The organism is Photobacterium rosenbergii (genome assembly GCF_003026455.1).
GTDB classification, from domain to species: Bacteria; Pseudomonadota; Gammaproteobacteria; order Enterobacterales; family Vibrionaceae; genus Photobacterium; species Photobacterium rosenbergii.
Genome location: NZ_PYMB01000008.1, coordinates 83,726 through 102,799, shown reverse-complemented (window position 1 = coordinate 102,799; position 19,074 = coordinate 83,726). Strand labels below are relative to the sequence as shown.

Below are 19,074 nucleotides of genomic sequence, written 5' to 3'. Positions count from 1 at the left end.
CCTTAGCAATCCAACCGAATTAAACTACACACTTGGTCGACACCAACCTGCCAAATCGCTTCGTAATGCGGCAAGATCCCACCAATCAAGAACCAACTGATCACAAAGCCTAGTAGCAAGGCAAAAGAGAAGCCGAGCGCAAAGATATTCAACTGCGGTGCGGCACGGGTCATGACACCAAACGACATATTCACCACCAGCAGAGCGACGACACCGGCAATGGCCATGGTCAGGGCAAACTTGAACATATGCCCGAACCACTCTGCCATGTGGTAATAGTCACCCGCTTCAAGCATCGACTCACCAATAGGCAAGGTATGGAAGCTCATCGCCACCAGTTTTAACATCATCAAATGGCCATCGCTGGCAAGGAAGATCATGACGACCAAGAACATGTAGAACTGGCCCAGAACCGGCGTATTCTGGCCATTTGACGGGTCAACCATAGACGCAAAGCCCAAGCTCGACTGCATACCCAGGATTTGCCCTAACAAGATAAAGGTCTGGGTCACAAAGGTTGTCACCATCCCCATGGCGATACCTATGACCACTTGCTGACCGGTCGTGATAAACCCTTGTAATGAGAGCAAAGGAATATCGGTTGGTGCCACGGGTAACACCGGTAACAAGGCAAACGTGAACAACAAAGACACATAGAGCCTGATTTTGGGCGCAACATAGCGGGCACCAAAAAAAGTCATCACCATCAACATTGACGAGATGCGGGTCAACGGCCAGAAAACCGTTGCTAACCAATCCAACAACAGGGGCGCCGGGTAATTCATCAGTGCAGCAGCCGTGGGATGTAATCAATCATCTGGTGGAAATAGTCCATCAGCATCTGGGTCATCATGTGGCCGAAGAACATCAGTGCCAGCAAAGTGACAATCAGCCTCGGCAAGAAACTCAATGTCTGCTCGTTAATCGAGGTCGCCGCCTGGAAAATCGCCACCACCAAACCGATGAGCAAGCCCGGCACCACAATGGCACAGACCATGATCAGTACCATATACAGCGCGTCTTGGAATATTTCGACAAAAAACTCCGGCGTCACGTACCAAAACTCCCTGCCAGGGTTGATAGGATCAGGTTCCAGCCATCAACCAGCACAAACAGCATCAGCTTAAACGGCAGTGATACAATCATTGGTGAGAGCATCATCATACCCATCGCCATCAATACCGATGCCACCACCAAGTCAATGATCAGGAACGGCAAGAACAGCATAAAGCCTATCTGGAAAGCGGTTTTCAACTCGGACGTCACGAAAGCCGGGATCAGGACCGTCATCGGTACTTCCTGTGGATCGGTCGCGGTTGAACCGGACATCTCAACAAACGTCTCTAGGTCTTTAACCCGGGTTTGTTTAAGCATGAACTGGCGAAGCGGATCCTGCGCCGCTTCCAGGGCTTGGCCCGCAGTCATCTGCTCATTGATATAGGGTTGGACGGCCTCAGTGTTAATTCTGTCGAGTACCGGAGACATCACGAAAAAGGTCAGGAACATCGCAATACCGATGATCACCTGATTCGATGGTGTCTGCTGCAAGCCCATTGCCTGACGTAATATCGACATGACCACCACGATACGGGTAAAGGAGGTCATCAAAATCACTATCGCCGGCAAGAAGCCCAATACAGTCATCAACGCAAGGATCTGCAAGGTAACCGAATAGTCCTCGCTACCATCTGGGTTGACGGTCACCGAAAAGGCCGGGATACCACTGCCACCAGCTTGGGTCAGTGACATTTGGCTAGAGCCAGAATCGTTTTGCATCTCGCTCAGTGTCACGCCTGGCTGCGTGGCCGCACCTGTTACAACGGCTTCCGTTTCAGCAGCAACGGGAAAAACCAACAGAAGCAAAAAAGCCGCCATTAAGGCGGCAATGAAATTAGTTCTTATCATTTTTTCTCAACAGCTTACCCAGCTGGCTGGCAAACTCCGCACCATCCTGACCAGTCTCGGTGACAATGGGAGAATCGAGTTTTCCAAGCAATGAAATATTATGTTGTGTTACCCCGACCAGCATCTGCTCTTCGCCGACCTGAAGCAGCACGATGCGCTCCTTCTGGCCAACGGGCATCTGGCGCAAAATGCGGATTGCACTATCCCCACCTTGCAAGCCGGGCAGCTTCATCCGTTTCATCAGCCAAGCTAACAGCACAATGACAGCAATAACGAGCAACAGTGACGCCAGTGTGGTGGCAAGGTTTAGTTCTGGAGCCATCATTAGCGTAACTTCTTGATGCGCTCAGTCTGGCTGATCACATCAGTCAGGCGAATACCGAATTTGTCATTGACCACAACGACTTCCCCGTGAGCAATCAATGTGCCGTTGACCATCACATCCAATGACTCGCCCGCAACGCGATCAAGTTCAACGACTGAGCCTTGGTTAAGCTGCAGCAGGTTACGGATGCTGATCTGGGTACGGCCAACTTCCATCGAAATGGTCACCGGAATATCAAGAATGGTATCGAGCTTACGGCGCTCATCATCACCAATCGGTGCCGACTCATCGGTCAACTCTTCCAACGGCGCTGGCTGCGCCCCTTCATCACTGGCCTGTTCTGCAAGTGCCGCCGCCCAATCGTCGGCAATTTGTTGGTCATTATTAGACATGTTTTGTACCTATTCGGACTTCGTCCTTAATTGTCTGTATCGTCACTGTGGAGGTTCAACAGCGCCGAGCCTAATTCATCGCGATCGAGAAAAGCCAAGTCGCTTTTCACCATATCCGGACGTTTTAATTTTTCGGTGATCTTAAGTGCGATATTCTCGCCCGCCTTACCCATCTTGGCGCGATATGTCGGCAGATCTTCGACAAACACCGTTGCAGCTTCCGGCATATCAATCGGGATCACATCCCCCGGTTGGAGCTCCATCAGATCGCGTAAGGTCAGATCAACATCGAGCAGTTTGGCCCGCATGTTGACCGGAACATCCATGATTTCATCCCGTAAGGCTTTGCTCCAACGGACATCGGTATCCATTTTGTCACTCTGGACACCGGCATCGAGCAATTCGCGGATAGGCTCCACCATGGAATAAGGCATCACCACATGGAAGTCACCACCACCACCATCAACCTCGATATGGAACGAGCTGACCACAATCACCTCGGTCGGGCTGACAATATTGGCCATTGTCGGGTTCACTTCTGAGTCGAGGTATTCAAACTCAACCCCCATCACCGGCGACCAGGCTTCACGGTAATCTTCAAACACCAACTTCAGCAGCATCTGGACAATACGGCGCTCAGTCGGGGTGAACTCCCGCCCTTCTATCTTGGCGTGGAAACGGCCATCACCGCCGAAGAAGTTCTCCACCAAAATGAACACCAACCTCGCCTCCATGGTGATCAGCGCCGTGCCCTTGAGCGGACGGAAACGCACCATGTTCAAACTAGTCGGGACATAGAGGGTATTCTGATACTCACCAAATTTGAGCATCTGTACCCCGTTGATGGACACCTCGGCTGTTTTACGCAACATATTAAACAAGCTAATCCGCATATGGCGGGCAAAACGCTCGTTAATCAGCTCCAATGTGGGCATCCGCCCACGGACTATTCTGTCTTGTGAGGAAAAATCAAACGCAACGACGCCCGTTTCACTCTGGCCACCGTCATCATCATCATCGACATCGTCAACGCCATGCAAAAGCGCGTCAATTTCGTCCTGGGTTAATAAGTCACTCACATAAAACCTATTGCATTACAAAACCAGTAAACAGTACCCGTTCAACCGCTTGTCGGCCGGATACCTTTAGTAGTGCATCTTGAACAGCCGTCAATGATTGGCCACGAAGTTCCAATCGCCCTGTCGGCGTTCTCAACTGCTCAACTGTTGCAGCACCAAAGGTCTGCAGCAGCGTACTTTCTATTAACGGGATGTGCTGGCGGGCGATTTCCTCGTTATTATCTCCCCGCACCATCAGCTGTACTTTAACCTGTACCAGCCTGTCCCTTGCATCGCCGGTCACATTAAAAATGAACGGTTGAGGAAGGATGACATAGTATGCCGACTCCAGCACTGCGGGAGTCGACTGAGAAGCCGAACCACCAGACTGCGCAGTGTCGGGAGAAGGTGAAGCGTCATTGAGGAAAAACCATGCCCCTGCGCCACCACCACCCAGCAGTACTATTGCCAGCACGGCAATAATAATGAGTTTTTTCTTACCACCGGGTTGCGCTTCATCTGCCATCTTTGATTTGTCCTTTGTCGTTATTTGTTATTTGCAGTCAGTGCTGGCCAGTTTAACAGACTGAATCCCTAGGCATAATAATCAACACCGTCTTTTGGTGCCGTCATCCACAAATCTGCAGTATGTGATGGCGCAACGCTGCCATTTGCATGGTCATGGGGATTAGCCCCCTGTCCGCCATGCTGGGATTGGGATCCCGGTTGTCCGTTCGTTTGTTGCTGTGAGCCACCTGCAAATTGACGGCTGCTATCTTGCTGCACACTGCTCTGGGCCAACTGCAGTCCTTGTTGATGCAACAATTCGCGCAGGCGCGGCATCGCCTGTTCAACTAAGTCCCTAGATTGTTGATTAGCGACGGTAATTTGCACCGATGCCTGATCATTGTTCATCGACAGCTTGATCTGCATCTTGCCAAGCTCAGGCGGATCAAGGCGGATATCCACATGCTTGAGGTTCTTGGACATCATCATCTGAACCCTATCTGCAAGCTGATCACCGGCTTGCTCTTTGGTCAACAGTAAAGGTGGCTGAGCACTCCCCGGCTTATCACCTTCTGCGACCATCGTCCCAGCGGTTGCTGTGCGAAGAGCGGCATGTGCCCCTTGGGTTTCTCCCAAGCTGGTTCCCTGTCCATCATCTGCCACAGCACTCAATGAGTTGTCCATTGACGCTGCTGCAAGTGCGCTTGCACTGCCTTTTGTGGCCAATGAGCCTTTGAGCGATCCTGATGAGGTTGACTGCCCCAACAGGGCTGCTAATTCACTATTTGATGATGAGGCAAGGCCGCCATTAGCCGACAAACTCAAAGTAAGTGGTGACGTCCCTTGGCTATTTTTCAACTCGGCAAGGTCAGAGCCAGACTGTGTCATACCAGCCAGTGCCACTTTGCCGTTATTATCAACTTTTGCGGATTTTCCATCCGTAATAGCAGCGCCGTCCTTAGCCAGACCGTCTTTGAGTAATGCTTCTTTACTCGCGCTGTCTTTACCAAGCATTTCTTTACCTACAGCCCCATCCTTACCAACGCCTCCTTCTTTAGAAAGAGTGTCGGAGTAAGGCGAAGTACCATCAGCGTCAAAAGCCCCCCCTGCAGCATTGGCATCAGGCGGCAACAATTTGCCATCCACTGCCTGTCCCTGCCCATCCCCTGAATGACCCCCGAGTTGACTACGGGAAGCCGATAAGCGTTGGAGTAATTCCTCGCCTTCAGTCATCGAACTCTTGGCATTCTGTGGTGAAGAAAAGGAAGCCTCGGGCGATAGAGTCACAACACCCGCACTGGCAACCTCATCGCTTGAATCCTGTTCATCAGTATCAGCAGTTTGCTCTCTTCCGCCCTTATCCGTAGCTGAGGAAATCACCGCTTCTTTACTACCGTTTTTGGCAAGTAGCTCAGCATTTTTAACACCCTGTGCCGTTTTTTCTACTTCTTGCTCATCGGTAGGCTGTTGCTTCGTGCCGACGGAAGGGCTGTTTTTATCCTCGACTGCAGGATCTGCCACGATAGCGCCGTGCAACTTTTCAGAGAAAGCCCCGGAAGAGCTGGCAGAGGCACTGTCCTTCACCTTGCTGTCCGCTCCAGACGACGCCTTGGGTGTCTGGGCAGCGGCTGATGACGCAGTATCCGCAGAAAGAAATTGAGATAAAAGCATAATGGTGGTCACACTTTGGCTGTGGCTTATGATGAATAAAATGCAAGAAGCACGCCAAATGGTTTAACTCGCAAGCCAAGATACTTGCAAAGCAAGCTAGCGGATCATTTGGCGTCGGGCATACTGCATGGTGGCGAATTCATCCATCAATTTCTGCTCTTGCTTATCCAGCAGGCGTTGCCGCTCTGTTTGTTTTTTCTCGATGAGCCATTCAATCGAACGCCGCTGCTTGCGCATTTCCTGCCAATGCTGGCTGCACTGCTCGACTTGCTGATCAAAATGGGCACCGGCACTCTTTTGTTTGACCAAGGTTTCATCAAGCTGATTCAAGAACTTCTGCAGGTGATTGTAAGCACTGGCTGTTAGCCCTTGCTGGCCACGCTCTGACAACTGACGGCAGTAATCCAGCCGGTATTGTTCAATTTGCTGCAATTGCTGCAGATAATTTTCACGTTCAATACGGGCTTGGTTCAGTGCTAGCGACGCCTTGTGCTCGGCATCAGCAGTCTGATTCAAAATCAGCTCGAGTGCGCTATCGGCTGCCATGACTTACTCCTGAAAATTATCTTTCGCTGAACTATTGCCCACTAAGCACAGAGCGCAACATGTTAACGCACATCTCATAAGGGACGGCTTCTTTCATCGACTGCTGCATGTAGCCATCTAAACGGGGCTTCAAGGCAAAGGACTGATCGATAGCCTGATCGGTGCCTGGCTTATAGGCCCCGATAGACACCAGATCTTGGTTCTTACGGCAAATCGACAGTACCTGCCTTACTGCCTTGGACATCATCATATGCTCTTCGCTGACAATGGCTGGCATGACTCGGCTAACCGAACGCTCGACATCAATCGCTGGGTAATGGCCGGCATCGGCAAGTTCCCGCGATAGGACGATGTGGCCATCCAAAATCGCCCTTGAGGCATCGGCAATCGGATCCTGCAAATCATCGCCTTCAGTCAGTACAGTGAAGAACGCTGTGATTGACCCTTGGTGCTCACCACCATTTCCGGCACGCTCTACCAAAGCGGGCAACTTGGCAAACACCGACGGCGGATAACCTTTGGTTGCCGGCGGTTCACCAACCGATAGGGCAATTTCACGCTGGGCTTGGGCAAAACGGGTGAGTGAATCCATCAGTAGTAGGACATCAAGCCCTTGGTCGCGGAAATACTCTGCGATGGTCAACGCGGCTTGACACCCCTTCAAGCGCATCAATGGGGAAGCATCTGCCGGGGCAGCAACTACCACGGCACGCTGGCGACCTTCGCTACCTAAAATTTCATCAATAAATTCTTTAACTTCTCGGCCACGCTCACCAATAAGCCCGACTACCACAACCTGTGCCGTAGTCCCCCGGGTCATCATGCCCAAAGTCACCGATTTACCAACACCTGACCCGGCAAATAAGCCGATACGCTGCCCCTTACCGACGGTTAATAAGCCGTTTACTGCTTTCAGCCCAACATCCAGCGGCTCTTTGATCGGCTTTCTTGCCAGCGGGTTGATAGGCTCGGCATTAAACGCGGCGCGATCGGCGGTGAAGATATCCCCCAAGCCATCAAGCGGATTGCCGACACCGTCGATAACACGGCCCAGCAGTTCCATACCGACAGGGATCCCACCCGCTTCGGTGATTGGCGTTACCCTTGCGCCGGGCATGATCCCGGTTAGCTGCTCGCTAGGCATCAGGTATAAGGTTTCACCAGAGAATCCAACGACTTCAGCCTCCATCTCGCCGGTTAGGGTTTCTACCTTGCACAAACTACCAACCGGGGCACGGCAGCCAATCGCTTCCAGTGTTAGCCCCACTACACGCACCAGACGGCCAGAAGCCACTGGCCGACAGACAGTATTCGAGGTTTGGTAACGGGATAAACGCTGAGCCAGGTTGGCCATCACGCGCCTCCGGTCTCTTGATGAGGTGAAGGTTGAGGCTGACTATTGAGGCCAACAAATTGCTCAAGCAAATGGCGTAGGCGGGTTTCCATCTGGTAGTCGACGGTCGAGTTGCCGGATTCGACAAACAAATCACCGCGATTCATTGCCGGTTCTGCCTGCAATGTCCAATGACGGTCAGCCAAGTTCTCTTCACCATAGGCCTGCTTGATAATGTCCAAGTCTTCCGGGTTCAGCTGAATGGTTGTTTGCTGCCCGGCCATCGGCAACGCCGCGATACCTTCACGCAGCGTTTGCAAAATCACTTGAGGGTTAGTTTTGAGCTCGACTTGAATTAGCTCCCGGGCCAAACTCGTCGCCAGCAAGACCAATTGCTGCTCGACAGCATCATCGACCTGCTGCAGCGGGGTGGCTAACTTTTCAATAAGCTGAGTCAAATGGCCAACTTGCTCATCAATCTGGCCTTTACCCTGTTCTAACCCTTGCTCGAGACCTTGGGCCAAGCCTTGTTCAAGCCCTTGTTGCAAGCCTTGCTCCATTCCCTGCTGCATGCCTTGCTCAAGGCCTTCGCTATGTCCGGCAGCACGACCTTCAGCGATCCCTTCTTCATAGGCAGAATGGCGGATATCATCCAAATCGGCTGCAGTCAGCGGCGGTAGTTCTGGCTCTTCGTCAAGGGGTTCGACTTGCCATTCGGGATCGTAGTTGAGGGCATTTTCTGTCATGCCCTCTTGCTCTGGGGAGTAATCCGGGTAGGCCCAGCGCTCAAGTTCTTGCGCCTGATGCTCTGACACACGCAAAAAACCACGACGGCGATCCATTGAGCGATCAGTAGACATAGTTCGCCTTTACACAATTCGCCTTAAAAAAATCCGCTGTTAAACAAGAAGTCACCTGGCGGCGATTACAGGAATTCATCGGCACCGCCCCCGGTCAGCATCAACTCACCTGAGTCGGACAAACGACGGGCAATCGAAAGGATCTCTTTCTGGGCAGATTCCACATCGGCCACTCGGATAGGCCCCATCGCTTCGAGATCATCCTGCAGCATTTCAGCTGCACGCTTGGACATATTACGCAAGATCTTCTCGCGTAACATGTCATCAGCCCCTTTAAGGGCTTTCTGCAACAGATCTTGCGGCACATCACGCAGCAAGGTCTGGATGCCCCGGTCGTCGACTTCAGCGAGGTTATCGAAAACGAACATCAGATCTTCAATCTGAGTAGCCATGTCTTCGTCGTTATCACGAATTTGATCCATTAGCGCACCCTCAACATTGTTGTCGAGGTAGTTCATGATCTCAGCCGCCGCCTTCAGGCCACCAATTTTCGCGGCCTGTGCACCGGCCTGACCAGCAAACTGTTTCTCCATAATATCGTTAAGCTCATGGAGGGCTGCCGGTTGGACTTCTTCAAGGTTGGCAATACGCATCATCAGGTCCAGGCGTACCCGTTCAGGGAACTGTGCCAAGATCTCTGCTGATTGCTCAGGCTCAAGGTATGATAAAACAATGGTTTGGATCTGCGGGTGCTCGTTGAGGATAATACTCGCCACCTGGCGGGGATCCATCCACTTCAAGGAATCTAGGCCACGAGAGCCGCTGCCCATCAAGATCTGATCAACCAGGTTATTGGCTTTATCTTCACCCAAAGCTGCAATAAGGGTATTGCGGACAAAGTCTTCGCTGCCCATACCAATGCTGGTGTATTTCTGGATATCTTCGAGGAAATGGCGGTGAACAGCTGAGACTTTTTCTTGGTTAAGATCGGCCATTTGCGCCATAACGCCACCCACACGCTGAACCTGCTTAGGCTCAAGGTGACGGATGATACTCGCCGCATCCTGCTCGTTGAGGCTAAGAAGCAGGATCGCAGCTTTATCAGCCCCAGTCAGGGTGGTGATATCAAATTTTTTGTTGTCTGTGGTTGCTACTTCATTAGCCATCTTCAGTTACCCAACTTTTAACAACCTGCGCCGCCAGATCCGGCTCGTTGGCAACCAGAGCACGAACCGCTTTGAGCAGGTCTTCATCTTTATGCAGGTTTGGTAGATCCAAGTTGCTGCTACTCAACTCAAGCGTCTCAACGCCATCAAGTTCACTACCAATAAGATCGATGGAATCATGACCACCAGCAACGACCGGCAAGCCATTTTCATCCAACGGCGTACCGTCGGCAGCCTGATTCGGATAAAGCAGCTTACGCATAGCCGGGCGGACCATCACGACCATGATAACGATAATGACCAATGCTGCAGCCAACCAACGTACCCAAGTATTGAAGTTAGGATGATCCCAGATCGGCAGGTCAGCCACCATCTGCTCTTCAGGAATGGCAAACGGGACGGAAATCACTTCCAACATATCGCCACGCATTTCAGAGAAACCCACACCACCTTTGAGCAAGCGGGCAATTTTTGCCAGCTCTGCCTCACTCAGGGCAACACGTGTCACTTCACCGGTTTCAGGATTCATTACCTGCTTGTAATCGATAGCAACGGACACAGTCTGGCGGTCAACCGTCCCGGTTTGTGCCCGGCGGTGGCGGATTGTTGTATCAAGCTCATAATTGCGGGTCGCCTCACGGTGGACAGAGTTATTCCCTGCGCTACCACCGGATTGCAGCGCCTTGACTTCCTCTGGGATCGCACTATCAGCCGGTGGCTGGTTGCTCAGTGCACCCGGGATACCCGCGACCATACTGCCGTTATTGATATCTTCGAGGGTATATTCACTGCGTGTTGACTGTGAGGCCGGGTCAAATTGCTTACGGGTCTCTTCAATGGCGCTGAAATCCATCGATACATCGACTTGCGCGGTATAGTTACCCAGCCCTAAAACAGGGATCAGGATAGCGTCGATTTTCTCGCGTAATGCCTGCTCTTGCTTACGTTCCAACTCATACTCTTTGCGACGGGCCGTGGCCTGAGGGTCTGCAGTACCAGAGCTGAGCAAACGACCGTGCTGGTCGGTCACGGTTACCCGCGTCGGTTTAAGTCCCGGTACGGCGGTTGCCACCATATCAACGATTGAGTCAACTTCTTGCTGACCCAATGAACCACCTGTCGATAAGGTAAGAAAAACGGTTGCTGATGCTTCTTGGTTATGACGGACAAACACACTTTGCTTTGGCATTGCGAGCAATACCTGAGCCTGTCGGACTTGACGAATTTGCTCAATCGCCCGCGCCAATTGACGTTCACGGCTAAGCTTGAGGCGCTCCTGCTCAAGACGCTGTGACACGCCAAAGCCCATATCCTGTAGCAAGATATCATCGCCAACGGCCGCCGTCTGGTTAAGCCCAGCGCGGGTCAATTCCAGCTTAATTGCGGAGAAATTGTCGGCAGGAACCCGAATAGTATTACCATCAAGGGTGTAGTTGATTTTCTTCTGATCGAAGTGATCAAGAATGGGGATCAGCTCTGCGGTTTCATAGGTGCCAAGCGGTCGCATCTCTGGCTCTTTGATCCAAGAGACGACCAGAACAATCAAAGCGACACATATCGCCACTGACAGCACCAGAACAACCTGACGCAATACATCAAGGTTACCCAGCATGCTGTCAACACGCGAGGCACTTTTCTCTCCGGCATCTGGGTTCTGAAGCTCTAATTCGTTATCAGCCATTACCGCCGTCGACGGTGAATTGCCAGCAACGGCGAGCTCATTGTTAGTAGATGGATCCGACACGCACTAAATTCCTATTAGACCGGCATATTCATGAGTTCTTTGTACGCTTCAACCATCTTATTGCGCACTTGCACCGTCGCTTCAAAAGCAACACTCGACTTGTTGCGCGCAATCATGACATCTGACAGGGAGACATTGCGATCCCCTTGGTCAAAACGGGTAGCTAACTCACTGGATTGTGACTGAAGCTGGTTGACACCTTTAATGGCGTCACCAAGCATGGCGCCAAAATCTGCACTGACCTGTTGTCCTGTTGCCGGGCGGGAAGCGTTGGTGGCTTCCAGTTTCATTGCCTGCATCTCGGCCTGAAGTCCATTTACTTTCATTTGTCTCTCCTACCCGTCAGAAAATTGTCAATCCAATCACTTACCGAATAAATTTCTTTATATATATGATTATGTTAAGTATGAAGGAATTGCTCCTTCATTACGGTGGTCAAACTGGGATATCGATTCCAGCATCACGCATTTTTGCCAATTTGTAGCGCAATGTCCTTGGGCTGATCCCTAATTTTTCGGCAACATCCTTGCGCTTGCCATCACAGGCACGAATGGTGTCTAGAATAATCGAAAACTCTTGTTCTCGCAGCTCATTTCCTAGCCCATCTGCAGGTGCCGTGAGTTTTTGCTTTTCTGCAACTTGCTGCTCCGTTGCCACATTTGGCACAACCGCAGAGTGCTCATTGGCCCCGGAGTGGATCATCGGCTCAAGTAAGGTCTGTAGTCCATCGGCTTGCAGCCAGTCGAGCCCCTCGAGCAAGATATCTGACTCGGTAACCGTTTGGTCTTGGCATAGGATCATTGCACGTTGAACCACATTATCCAGCTCACGCACATTTCCCGGCCAGCTGTACTGCTTTAGCTTGCTCAATGCAGTCGGTGAAAACTCGGGAACAGCTTGCCCTTGCTTGAGGCAGTGGCGTTCCATTAAGTACTGCGCTAACGGCTCGATATCCCCTGGGCGATCTGACAATGCTGGCCACATCAACGGGAAAACATTAAGGCGGTAGTATAAATCTTCTCGGAAATGCCCTTGCGCCACATAGTCTTTGAGATCACGGTTACTGGTTGCCAATACCCGAACATCCAGTTTGATACTCTTGCGGCTGCCTAAGCGTTCAACCTCACGTTCCTGCAAAACCCGCAGCAGTTTGGCCTGCAAATTCAGATCCATCTCGCTGATTTCATCAAGCAAGATAGTGCCCCCTTGGGCTTGCTCGAACTTGCCGGGACATGCCTGGATCGCACCGGTAAACGCCCCTTTTTCGTAACCAAACAAAGTAGCCTCGAGCATGTTCTCCGGAATTGCCGCGCAGTTAATCGCGACAAATGGCCCTTCGCTACGATTCGAGTTTTGGTGAATATAACGGGACATGACTTCTTTACCCGAGCCGCTCGGGCCAAGAACCATCACACTGGCATCGGTTTTAGCGACCTTTTCAGCCAGCGCCAACAGCTTGAGTGATTTCTCATCGGCAGCAATAGTTTGCCCACTTTCGCTTTTCACCGGTGCGTAGCGGCTTACCATATTAAGCAGCACTTCCGGCGCAAATGGCTTGGCCATGTAATCGATCGCGCCTTCTTTCATCGCCGACACGGCATCTTCAATATTGGCATAAGCGGTCATCAGCAAAACAGGCAACTTGGGCCAGTGCTGCTTGATACTGCGTAGCAAACCAAGGCCATCCATACCGGCCATTTGAACATCCGACACCACAATATCGACCGAGTTGGCTTTGAGTATCAACAGCGCCTGCTCGGCACTGTCTGCCTCCAGTGAGTGGTAACCCGCCAGAGCCAGCGTATCAACCAAGGCTTCGCGCAAGCCTTCGTCATCCTCGACAACTAATACACGGCTTTGGTTCATAGGGTCACTCCTGTCGGGTCCATTGATTGTTCGAATTGTTCTTGTGAGTGTTCTTGTGATTTTTCTTTTTCTGGATTTATTGGCTGAGTGCCGCTTTGCTCATCGGCCTGCGGCAATGACAGGGTAAAACATGCGCCTTTACCCAGTTCCGATTCCAAACTCAAACGGCCTTTGTGCGCATTAGCAACCATTTGAACCACGGCCAATCCAAGTCCTGTTCCTTGCTGGCGAGTGGTAAAAAAGGGCTCCAGTATCTTCTTCTGCATCTCTGGGGCAATACCCGGTCCGTTATCCAATACGGCGAGATGAATCCATCCCCCTTGTGCGATAACCTGCACCGCAACCCGGCATTGCTTACCTGCCATCTGAATCGCATTAGTGATCAGATTACTGATCGCACTGGCGAGAGCATTGGCATTACCCAATAAGGTCAGGGACTCATCATCACAGTCGATACTGAAATCAACCTGGTTGTTGATCACCTGCGCCTCTACCATGCTATCAAGCTCGTTAAGCAAAGTTTCAAGAGTAAAACACTCAACGACTTTGTTATCACCGCCCTTGGCAAACAGCAGCATGTCGTTGACCTGCTTTTCCAAATCATGCAACCGATCAACCAGTTTGCCTTGAAACCGCTCCCGCATAGGTGTCGTCAAGTTAGGTGATGCTAAATTGGAGGCATACAACATGGCACTCGATAGGGGTGTCCTCACTTGGTGAGCCAGTGAAGCCACCATCTTGCCGAGCGATGACAAGCGTTGCATTTCACTCACCCGGGCCTGAAGCAGTCGGGTTTCTGTCATATCGGTGATGAAGATCAGCTGACCGCTGTTGGAAGCTGAAATCGCCAGCTTCACCCTGCGGCCATTTTTCAAGGAGATCTCATGGCCATCATCTTCACGCGGTGAAAAGGCACGCTGGATAACGTCTACCCAACGCTGGCCATTCAGAGGCTGCTCTAGCAAACGGATAGCTTCAGGGTTAGCTTCGCGGACGATACCGCCAGAATCCAAGAAAATCACCCCAGATGGCATCACATCCAGCACTTGCTGGTACCGACTCACTTGCTGTGACAATGTGCCCAAAGCAGGGTCTGTCTGTTGAGATACGTTCTGAGCAGGCTGATTATCGTCCATGGAAAACCTAAAACTAATTCGAAAGTGGGCTCATCTCGACGCGTACGATTGTGACTTTGAGCTCTATGAAATCTCAATGCTAAACGTTAAGCAGCACGCTATCTGTTACTGAGTAATGCATGAATAGTGCCAAAATTATACCTTTATTATCAGCACTTTATCTACGGGGAGGGATATAAAAATGACGCCATTTTTTTGACGTCATTTTTGGAATCATGAAAGTGGTGGATTATTATTAGCGGCTCAAACCATATTTGCGCATTTTTTCAACCAAGGTGGTTCGGCGCATCCCCAGCATATCAGCGGCGCGAGCAACGACACCACCCTGAGCTTCCAGAGCTTGGCTGATCATGTCAATTTCCAACTCTGCCAGCATTTCTTTCAAATTCACCCCTTCTGGTGGCAAATCGCTGTGGTTTGGAGCCGTTTCAAGCTCTGATGCTTGGCTGCTAAACATGTCTGCAAGTGCCATTCGCTCATGATCATCCACTGACATGAAGCTTTCTTCCGGCTGGAATTCCGGGAACTGGTTATAACGATACTTCATCGGTAGATGACTGATATCGACCATCTCCCCTGGGTAAAGAATGATCAGGCGCTCAACCAGGTTGGCTAGCTCACGGATATTCCCTGGCCAATCATGCTCCATCAGCGAGGTAACTGCGCGCGGGGTAAAGTGAATAGGCTTAGCACCTTGAGCTTCCATTCGCGCCAATAGCTCTTGAAGCAGCAATGGAATATCTTCCATTCGCTCGCGTAGGGCCGGCATTTCAATTGGGAAGACGTTCAAGCGGTAGTAGAGATCTTCGCGGAACTTCTCTTCGGCAATCATAGATTCAAGATCGCGGTGAGTGGCCGCAACGATACGCACATCAGCCTTGATAGTTTCACTGCCACCAACACGCTCAAAACAACGCTCTTGCAGCACACGCAGCAGTTTCACTTGCATTGGCATTGGCATATCGCCAATTTCATCAAGGAACAAGGTACCACCTTCAGCCAACTCGAACCGGCCTTTTCGGGTCGAAACTGCGCCCGTGAAAGCGCCTTTCTCGTGGCCAAACAACTCGCTTTCCAGCAAATCAGGCGGAATAGCACCGCAGTTAACTGGCACAAACGGCCCTTTGCCACGGGTGGAATGGTAATGGATGTTACGTGCGACGACTTCTTTACCGGTACCCGACTCACCAAAAATCAGAACGCTGGCATCGGTCGAAGCAACCTGCTCCATCAAGTGACGGATCTGGCTGATGGCTTCACTACGTCCAACCATACTCCGGAATAAGGTATTCTTGCGGCCAAAGGTCGGAATCTGGAAAGTCTGCTTACCTAGGAACTCTTTGCAGTGGCGGAAGGCATCCATTAACTGGCCGTAATGGATTGGCTTATCGAGGTTACCTACGTAGTTAGGCAATGCCGCTAGCTCGTTCTCGTGCTCCCCCATTGAAATCACCGGAATATGGTGATGGGTACGCAAGAAATTCAGCAAATTAGTTAGCGACTGGCTTGAGGAAACCTTGCCCAGTAAACAGGCGCCCCACTCTTTTTCCCAGTGCGAGCTATTAACCTCTTGAGACGAGTAAGCTTCAAATTGCTCACCGATAAAGGTAAGGATCACGCTTAAATCATGGCGATGCTGTTGGTCATCATCAATAACGAGGGTATGAACTTGCATAGAAAAGAGTTTGCCTGCCTACTTAAGAGTTATTTCGTGCTGGCATTATCGAGATTCATCTTCAAAAAGTATGAAAAAAACTGCGTAATGCGACGAGAAACCACTTCAAATCTTATCTGACCATTGTAATTAAAGTACAGAATAAGGCAACCGACGGCGGGTAAAAGCTGTGAAGCTATCCCAATGAAAAGCAAGCTTGGGATAGCTTTCGAGCGGATTTTGTACGAGCAGGTTACCGCAACACCTCACAGTTTTACTGTGACAATTTTATGATTCTTCGGCCAAGTGGTGGAACTCGGCAGGGATTTGCTCCCACGCTGACTTGATTTCACGTAGCAAGTCGACCACCTCTAGGAAGTTTTCCGGCTTGTTGTTCGAACTACCGTCAATAATATGACGTAACATAAAGTCATATAGGTTGTCGAGGTTGGTTGCCACCTCACCACCGTCTTCCATCGAAAGGCTGTCTTTCAAAGTGCCAATGATCGCCAGAGCTTTCGACACTCGCTCACCTTTCATTGCAACATTGCCTTGATCCATCGCGGCCTTGGCCTGGATCAAGCGCTCAATGGCTCCACCTAATAGCATCAGTACCACACGGTGTGGAGATGCACTGGCCAACTGGGAGTTAACGGACACTTGCTTATATGCCTGAAGCGAACCACGCATAATCATTTCCTATTTATTTTTGATACATTTGATAGACAGACACTGACTTCTTGCCTTGCTTGGCGGTCAGTAACTTCTGCCGTATCCGGGCTTTGTTCTGTTCAAGTAGCACTTTCAGGTCACGGGTACGTTGCTGGACGTCTTCAAACGCCTCCCGACTCAAGTTATCACGGTCTTCTAGGATCGTTTTAACTTGCTCATGCCTTGCCGCAACCAGTTGCTCGAGTTGCTCGGAAAAATCTTCTGGGTATTCCTCAAGCTCGAGCAAGGCTTTGATATGTTGTTCTAGTTTCGCTAACTCTTGCATGTTTCACCTTTAGAAAACCAGCATACTCATCATAGTGCTGAGTTCGTTGTTCATTTTGTAGATGGCGGCATCCATGGCGGAGAGTTGACGATAGGTCCGCTCTTCAAAAGCTTCCATCCTTTCATCCAGCAATGCCAAATCATCTTCCAGTCGCTTTTGCTGGTCTTTAAGGCTGTCTTCACGGCTGGTGATAGTACCTTCACTGCCGACAAACCCCTCCAGCAGATCATCGGCTTTTTTCAGAAAGCCGTCATCACCATCAAAGAACAAACCAAACGCAGTGAAGTTTTCTTCAAGGGCGGTATCTAGTAAATCATCATCAATTTCAACTTTACCCTCACGGGTCGTGGTTACACCGAACTCAGAAAGCAAAATGACTTGATCATTTAGGATGACGGGCTCATTCATCAAGTTACGCATTTGACCCAGTAGTGAACGGGATACACTATCACCGACTAGTGGCCCACCTTTCTGTTCATCAACGTCGTACTTTGATTGTGATTCCACCATCTCATGCAAACTATTGAAAGCTTCTACAAATTTAGACAAAGAAGACTTTGCCTGATCCGTATCATTCGAAATTTCAATATTCACACTTTTCACTGAAATTTCATCAGTATCTTCGCCGGTGTTGTACGTACCAGTTAATTTACTGACATCCAGCGTAACGCCTGCGATGGCATCTTCAAATTTATTGGTGTCGCTAGTTATCGTCGAAAAATTATCTATCCGAATTTCAGCATCCTGCGCTGCCTGCATCTGGACCATATCCGGCGGAGGATCGGGGTAAGTAGGATCATCCCTATCTGGCAAACTAGGATCATACTGATATTCCAACTTGGTCAAATCACCGGTTGCCCCAGAAGCATCGATGCTAATTTTCTGCTCTTCACCAGTTGCACTACCGGTAAAAACAATTTTTGAGCCTTCATTATCATTGATAACCGTTGCGGTAATACCCGGATTATCCGCATGGCTGTTGATAGCTTCTAAGACATCATTGAGGTTACTACTATTCGCATCAATATTAACTGTCATAGACTCCTTTCCGAGCCCGATAACTAACTCACCACTACCCAAACTAGCATCCGGGTCGGCGTCAAAGCTATTAGAGCTTACTACTTTGTGGTTCTGCGCCATCTGTAGTACTTCAATAGAAAAACGACCATTTTGGGCGTTACTTTCGGCGGTAACACTAACGTAACCAGATTCAGAAGAGGATGCCGATTTACTACTGAAAGCTTCATCATCAACAAAATCTTCCAGCAAGTCCTGCAAAGTACTGGCTGAAGATTTCACCAAACCGTAAGCGCTCAAGTTTGCATCGACTTTGGATTTCTCATCGGTAATGCGAAGCTGTTTTGGAGTACGTTCAGCAGCAACTAATTGCTGGGTCATTCCAGCAACATCCAAGCCTGAGCCTAAACCGCCTACCGATAAACCTGCCATGTATAACCTCTACCCATTCAGTCGATGTGACTTGCCGCTTAATTCGGATACAGAATCAATGCAAAAAACAAGCCAAGTTAGATTTTTTCTTGAAATGAACTCACGGAATATTTCGATAAGCTTTCGTTTAGTTCTAGTAGTTCCTGTGCCGGGATCTGCCGGATTAAATCACCACTGGTCTTGTCATAGATGTAGACAACCTGCTCACCATGTTCTTCGTCATATTCAAACTTGAGTTCACGGTTAATCCGCTTTGACAAGGCTTCGATTTGCTCGCGGTGAAACTCATTAAGTTCATCTGCAGCAGGCTCACTCATCATACGAGTGTCATCGGCTTTCTCTAATTGTTTGACGGTGCTGTTTAGCGGTAACTCTGTTTTTGCAGCATTGGTGCGCGTTGTTACGCCAACTTCATTGATGAAAAGGTTAGGCTTCTGTTTTGCGGGAAGAACGGAAGTAAGAGAAGAAGCTGAGAGGTTATCTGAGAGTTTATCCATGATAATCACTTCTCCTTATTAATTTAAA

At 50.1% G+C, this 19,074-nt stretch carries 21 protein-coding genes; all 21 read right to left on the bottom strand.

What is annotated here, in order from left to right; all coding sequences use genetic code 11:
- Nucleotides 1-2: 2 nt before the first annotated feature.
- The 21 genes from fliR to C9J01_RS16925 all read right to left on the bottom strand — a co-directional run bounded on the left by fliR (nucleotide 3) and on the right by C9J01_RS16925 (nucleotide 19,046).
- Entirely contained in the window at nucleotides 3-785 is a 783-nt protein-coding gene (gene fliR / locus C9J01_RS17025; RefSeq protein ID WP_107299329.1) for a flagellar biosynthetic protein FliR, read from the bottom strand.
- Complete coding sequence (gene fliQ / locus C9J01_RS17020; protein ID WP_107299328.1) at nucleotides 785-1,054, bottom strand: flagellar biosynthesis protein FliQ; 270 nt, start codon at nucleotides 1,052-1,054, stop codon at nucleotides 785-787. The genes fliR and fliQ overlap by 1 nt, the downstream gene beginning before the upstream one ends.
- Nucleotides 1,051-1,905 carry a flagellar type III secretion system pore protein FliP gene (gene fliP / locus C9J01_RS17015; protein WP_107299327.1) on the bottom strand — a complete coding sequence of 285 codons (855 nt, stop codon included), beginning with the start codon at nucleotides 1,903-1,905 and terminating at the stop codon, nucleotides 1,051-1,053. The genes fliQ and fliP overlap by 4 nt, the downstream gene beginning before the upstream one ends.
- On the bottom strand, nucleotides 1,892-2,230 hold the full coding sequence (gene fliO / locus C9J01_RS17010) for a flagellar biosynthetic protein FliO (RefSeq protein ID WP_107299326.1): 339 nt from the start codon (nucleotides 2,228-2,230) through the stop codon (nucleotides 1,892-1,894). The genes fliP and fliO overlap by 14 nt, the downstream gene beginning before the upstream one ends.
- Nucleotides 2,230-2,622, bottom strand: coding sequence for a flagellar motor switch protein FliN (fliN, locus tag C9J01_RS17005; RefSeq protein WP_107299325.1), 393 nt, complete (start codon nucleotides 2,620-2,622; stop codon nucleotides 2,230-2,232). Before fliN ends, fliO begins: the two co-directional genes overlap by 1 nt.
- Before the next feature lie 26 nt (nucleotides 2,623-2,648).
- Nucleotides 2,649-3,701: a flagellar motor switch protein FliM gene (fliM, locus tag C9J01_RS17000; RefSeq protein WP_107299324.1), complete on the bottom strand. Its 1,053-nt coding sequence runs from the start codon at nucleotides 3,699-3,701 to the stop codon at nucleotides 2,649-2,651.
- 7 nt (nucleotides 3,702-3,708) lie between these two features.
- Nucleotides 3,709-4,230 carry a flagellar basal body-associated protein FliL gene (gene fliL, locus C9J01_RS16995; RefSeq protein ID WP_272898728.1) on the bottom strand — a complete coding sequence of 174 codons (522 nt, stop codon included), beginning with the start codon at nucleotides 4,228-4,230 and terminating at the stop codon, nucleotides 3,709-3,711.
- A gap of 44 nt (nucleotides 4,231-4,274) precedes the next feature.
- A complete protein-coding gene (locus tag C9J01_RS16990; protein WP_107299322.1) occupies nucleotides 4,275-5,858 on the bottom strand; it encodes a flagellar hook-length control protein FliK in 1,584 nt (527 codons plus the stop codon).
- Between the two features lie 96 nt (nucleotides 5,859-5,954).
- Nucleotides 5,955-6,404: a flagellar export protein FliJ gene (fliJ, locus tag C9J01_RS16985; RefSeq protein WP_107299321.1), complete on the bottom strand. Its 450-nt coding sequence runs from the start codon at nucleotides 6,402-6,404 to the stop codon at nucleotides 5,955-5,957.
- 31 nt (nucleotides 6,405-6,435) lie between these two features.
- Complete coding sequence (gene fliI, locus C9J01_RS16980; protein WP_107299320.1) at nucleotides 6,436-7,758, bottom strand: flagellar protein export ATPase FliI; 1,323 nt, start codon at nucleotides 7,756-7,758, stop codon at nucleotides 6,436-6,438.
- Complete coding sequence (gene fliH / locus C9J01_RS16975; RefSeq protein WP_107299319.1) at nucleotides 7,758-8,597, bottom strand: flagellar assembly protein FliH; 840 nt, start codon at nucleotides 8,595-8,597, stop codon at nucleotides 7,758-7,760. Before fliH ends, fliI begins: the two co-directional genes overlap by 1 nt.
- 65 nt (nucleotides 8,598-8,662) lie before the next feature.
- Nucleotides 8,663-9,703, bottom strand: a complete 1,041-nt coding sequence (fliG, locus tag C9J01_RS16970) for a flagellar motor switch protein FliG (RefSeq protein WP_107299318.1) — start codon at nucleotides 9,701-9,703, stop codon at nucleotides 8,663-8,665.
- The gene (gene fliF / locus C9J01_RS16965; RefSeq protein ID WP_107299317.1) at nucleotides 9,696-11,447 is read right to left on the bottom strand and encodes a flagellar basal-body MS-ring/collar protein FliF; all 1,752 of its coding nucleotides are present in this window, start codon (nucleotides 11,445-11,447) and stop codon (nucleotides 9,696-9,698) included. Before fliF ends, fliG begins: the two co-directional genes overlap by 8 nt.
- A 14-nt stretch (nucleotides 11,448-11,461) precedes the next feature.
- Complete coding sequence (gene fliE, locus C9J01_RS16960) at nucleotides 11,462-11,773, bottom strand: flagellar hook-basal body complex protein FliE (RefSeq protein ID WP_107299316.1); 312 nt, start codon at nucleotides 11,771-11,773, stop codon at nucleotides 11,462-11,464.
- Between the two features lie 109 nt (nucleotides 11,774-11,882).
- The gene (locus C9J01_RS16955; protein WP_107299315.1) at nucleotides 11,883-13,313 is read right to left on the bottom strand and encodes a sigma-54-dependent transcriptional regulator; all 1,431 of its coding nucleotides are present in this window, start codon (nucleotides 13,311-13,313) and stop codon (nucleotides 11,883-11,885) included.
- Nucleotides 13,310-14,449, bottom strand: coding sequence for a sensor histidine kinase (locus C9J01_RS16950; RefSeq protein WP_107299314.1), 1,140 nt, complete (start codon nucleotides 14,447-14,449; stop codon nucleotides 13,310-13,312). Before C9J01_RS16950 ends, C9J01_RS16955 begins: the two co-directional genes overlap by 4 nt.
- A 235-nt stretch (nucleotides 14,450-14,684) precedes the next feature.
- A complete protein-coding gene (locus C9J01_RS16945) occupies nucleotides 14,685-16,124 on the bottom strand; it encodes a sigma-54 dependent transcriptional regulator (protein WP_107299313.1) in 1,440 nt (479 codons plus the stop codon).
- A 267-nt stretch (nucleotides 16,125-16,391) separates the two neighbouring features.
- Nucleotides 16,392-16,793: a flagellar export chaperone FliS gene (fliS, locus tag C9J01_RS16940; protein ID WP_107299312.1), complete on the bottom strand. Its 402-nt coding sequence runs from the start codon at nucleotides 16,791-16,793 to the stop codon at nucleotides 16,392-16,394.
- Nucleotides 16,794-16,806: 13 nt separating this feature from the next.
- Entirely contained in the window at nucleotides 16,807-17,100 is a 294-nt protein-coding gene (locus C9J01_RS16935; protein WP_107299311.1) for a flagellar biosynthesis protein FliS, read from the bottom strand.
- Between the two features lie 9 nt (nucleotides 17,101-17,109).
- A complete protein-coding gene (fliD, locus tag C9J01_RS16930) occupies nucleotides 17,110-18,549 on the bottom strand; it encodes a flagellar filament capping protein FliD (protein WP_107299310.1) in 1,440 nt (479 codons plus the stop codon).
- Nucleotides 18,550-18,626: 77 nt separating this feature from the next.
- Nucleotides 18,627-19,046, bottom strand: coding sequence for a flagellar protein FlaG (locus tag C9J01_RS16925; RefSeq protein WP_107299309.1), 420 nt, complete (start codon nucleotides 19,044-19,046; stop codon nucleotides 18,627-18,629).
- Between the last annotated feature and the right edge of the window lie 28 nt (nucleotides 19,047-19,074).

What these genes read in the sequence shown, in the direction of transcription:
- fliP (WP_107299327.1), bottom strand. Translation starts at nt 1,905, where the DNA reads ATGATAAGAACTAATTTCATTGCCGCCTTAATGGCGGCTTTTTTGCTT.
- C9J01_RS16955 (WP_107299315.1), bottom strand. Translation starts at nt 13,313, where the DNA reads ATGAACCAAAGCCGTGTATTAGTTGTCGAGGATGACGAAGGCTTGCGC.
- fliE (WP_107299316.1), bottom strand. Translation starts at nt 11,773, where the DNA reads ATGAAAGTAAATGGACTTCAGGCCGAGATGCAGGCAATGAAACTGGAA.
- C9J01_RS16925 (WP_107299309.1), bottom strand. Translation starts at nt 19,046, where the DNA reads ATGGATAAACTCTCAGATAACCTCTCAGCTTCTTCTCTTACTTCCGTT.
- C9J01_RS16990 (WP_107299322.1), bottom strand. Translation starts at nt 5,858, where the DNA reads ATGCTTTTATCTCAATTTCTTTCTGCGGATACTGCGTCATCAGCCGCT.
- fliS (WP_107299312.1), bottom strand. Translation starts at nt 16,793, where the DNA reads ATGCGTGGTTCGCTTCAGGCATATAAGCAAGTGTCCGTTAACTCCCAG.
- fliO (WP_107299326.1), bottom strand. Translation starts at nt 2,230, where the DNA reads ATGATGGCTCCAGAACTAAACCTTGCCACCACACTGGCGTCACTGTTG.
- fliD (WP_107299310.1), bottom strand. Translation starts at nt 18,549, where the DNA reads ATGGCAGGTTTATCGGTAGGCGGTTTAGGCTCAGGCTTGGATGTTGCT.
- C9J01_RS16950 (WP_107299314.1), bottom strand. Translation starts at nt 14,449, where the DNA reads ATGGACGATAATCAGCCTGCTCAGAACGTATCTCAACAGACAGACCCT.
- fliR (WP_107299329.1), bottom strand. Translation starts at nt 785, where the DNA reads ATGAATTACCCGGCGCCCCTGTTGTTGGATTGGTTAGCAACGGTTTTC.
- fliG (WP_107299318.1), bottom strand. Translation starts at nt 9,703, where the DNA reads ATGGCTAATGAAGTAGCAACCACAGACAACAAAAAATTTGATATCACC.
- fliN (WP_107299325.1), bottom strand. Translation starts at nt 2,622, where the DNA reads ATGTCTAATAATGACCAACAAATTGCCGACGATTGGGCGGCGGCACTT.
- fliH (WP_107299319.1), bottom strand. Translation starts at nt 8,597, where the DNA reads ATGTCTACTGATCGCTCAATGGATCGCCGTCGTGGTTTTTTGCGTGTG.
- C9J01_RS16945 (WP_107299313.1), bottom strand. Translation starts at nt 16,124, where the DNA reads ATGCAAGTTCATACCCTCGTTATTGATGATGACCAACAGCATCGCCAT.
- fliJ (WP_107299321.1), bottom strand. Translation starts at nt 6,404, where the DNA reads ATGGCAGCCGATAGCGCACTCGAGCTGATTTTGAATCAGACTGCTGAT.
- C9J01_RS16935 (WP_107299311.1), bottom strand. Translation starts at nt 17,100, where the DNA reads ATGCAAGAGTTAGCGAAACTAGAACAACATATCAAAGCCTTGCTCGAG.
- fliI (WP_107299320.1), bottom strand. Translation starts at nt 7,758, where the DNA reads ATGGCCAACCTGGCTCAGCGTTTATCCCGTTACCAAACCTCGAATACT.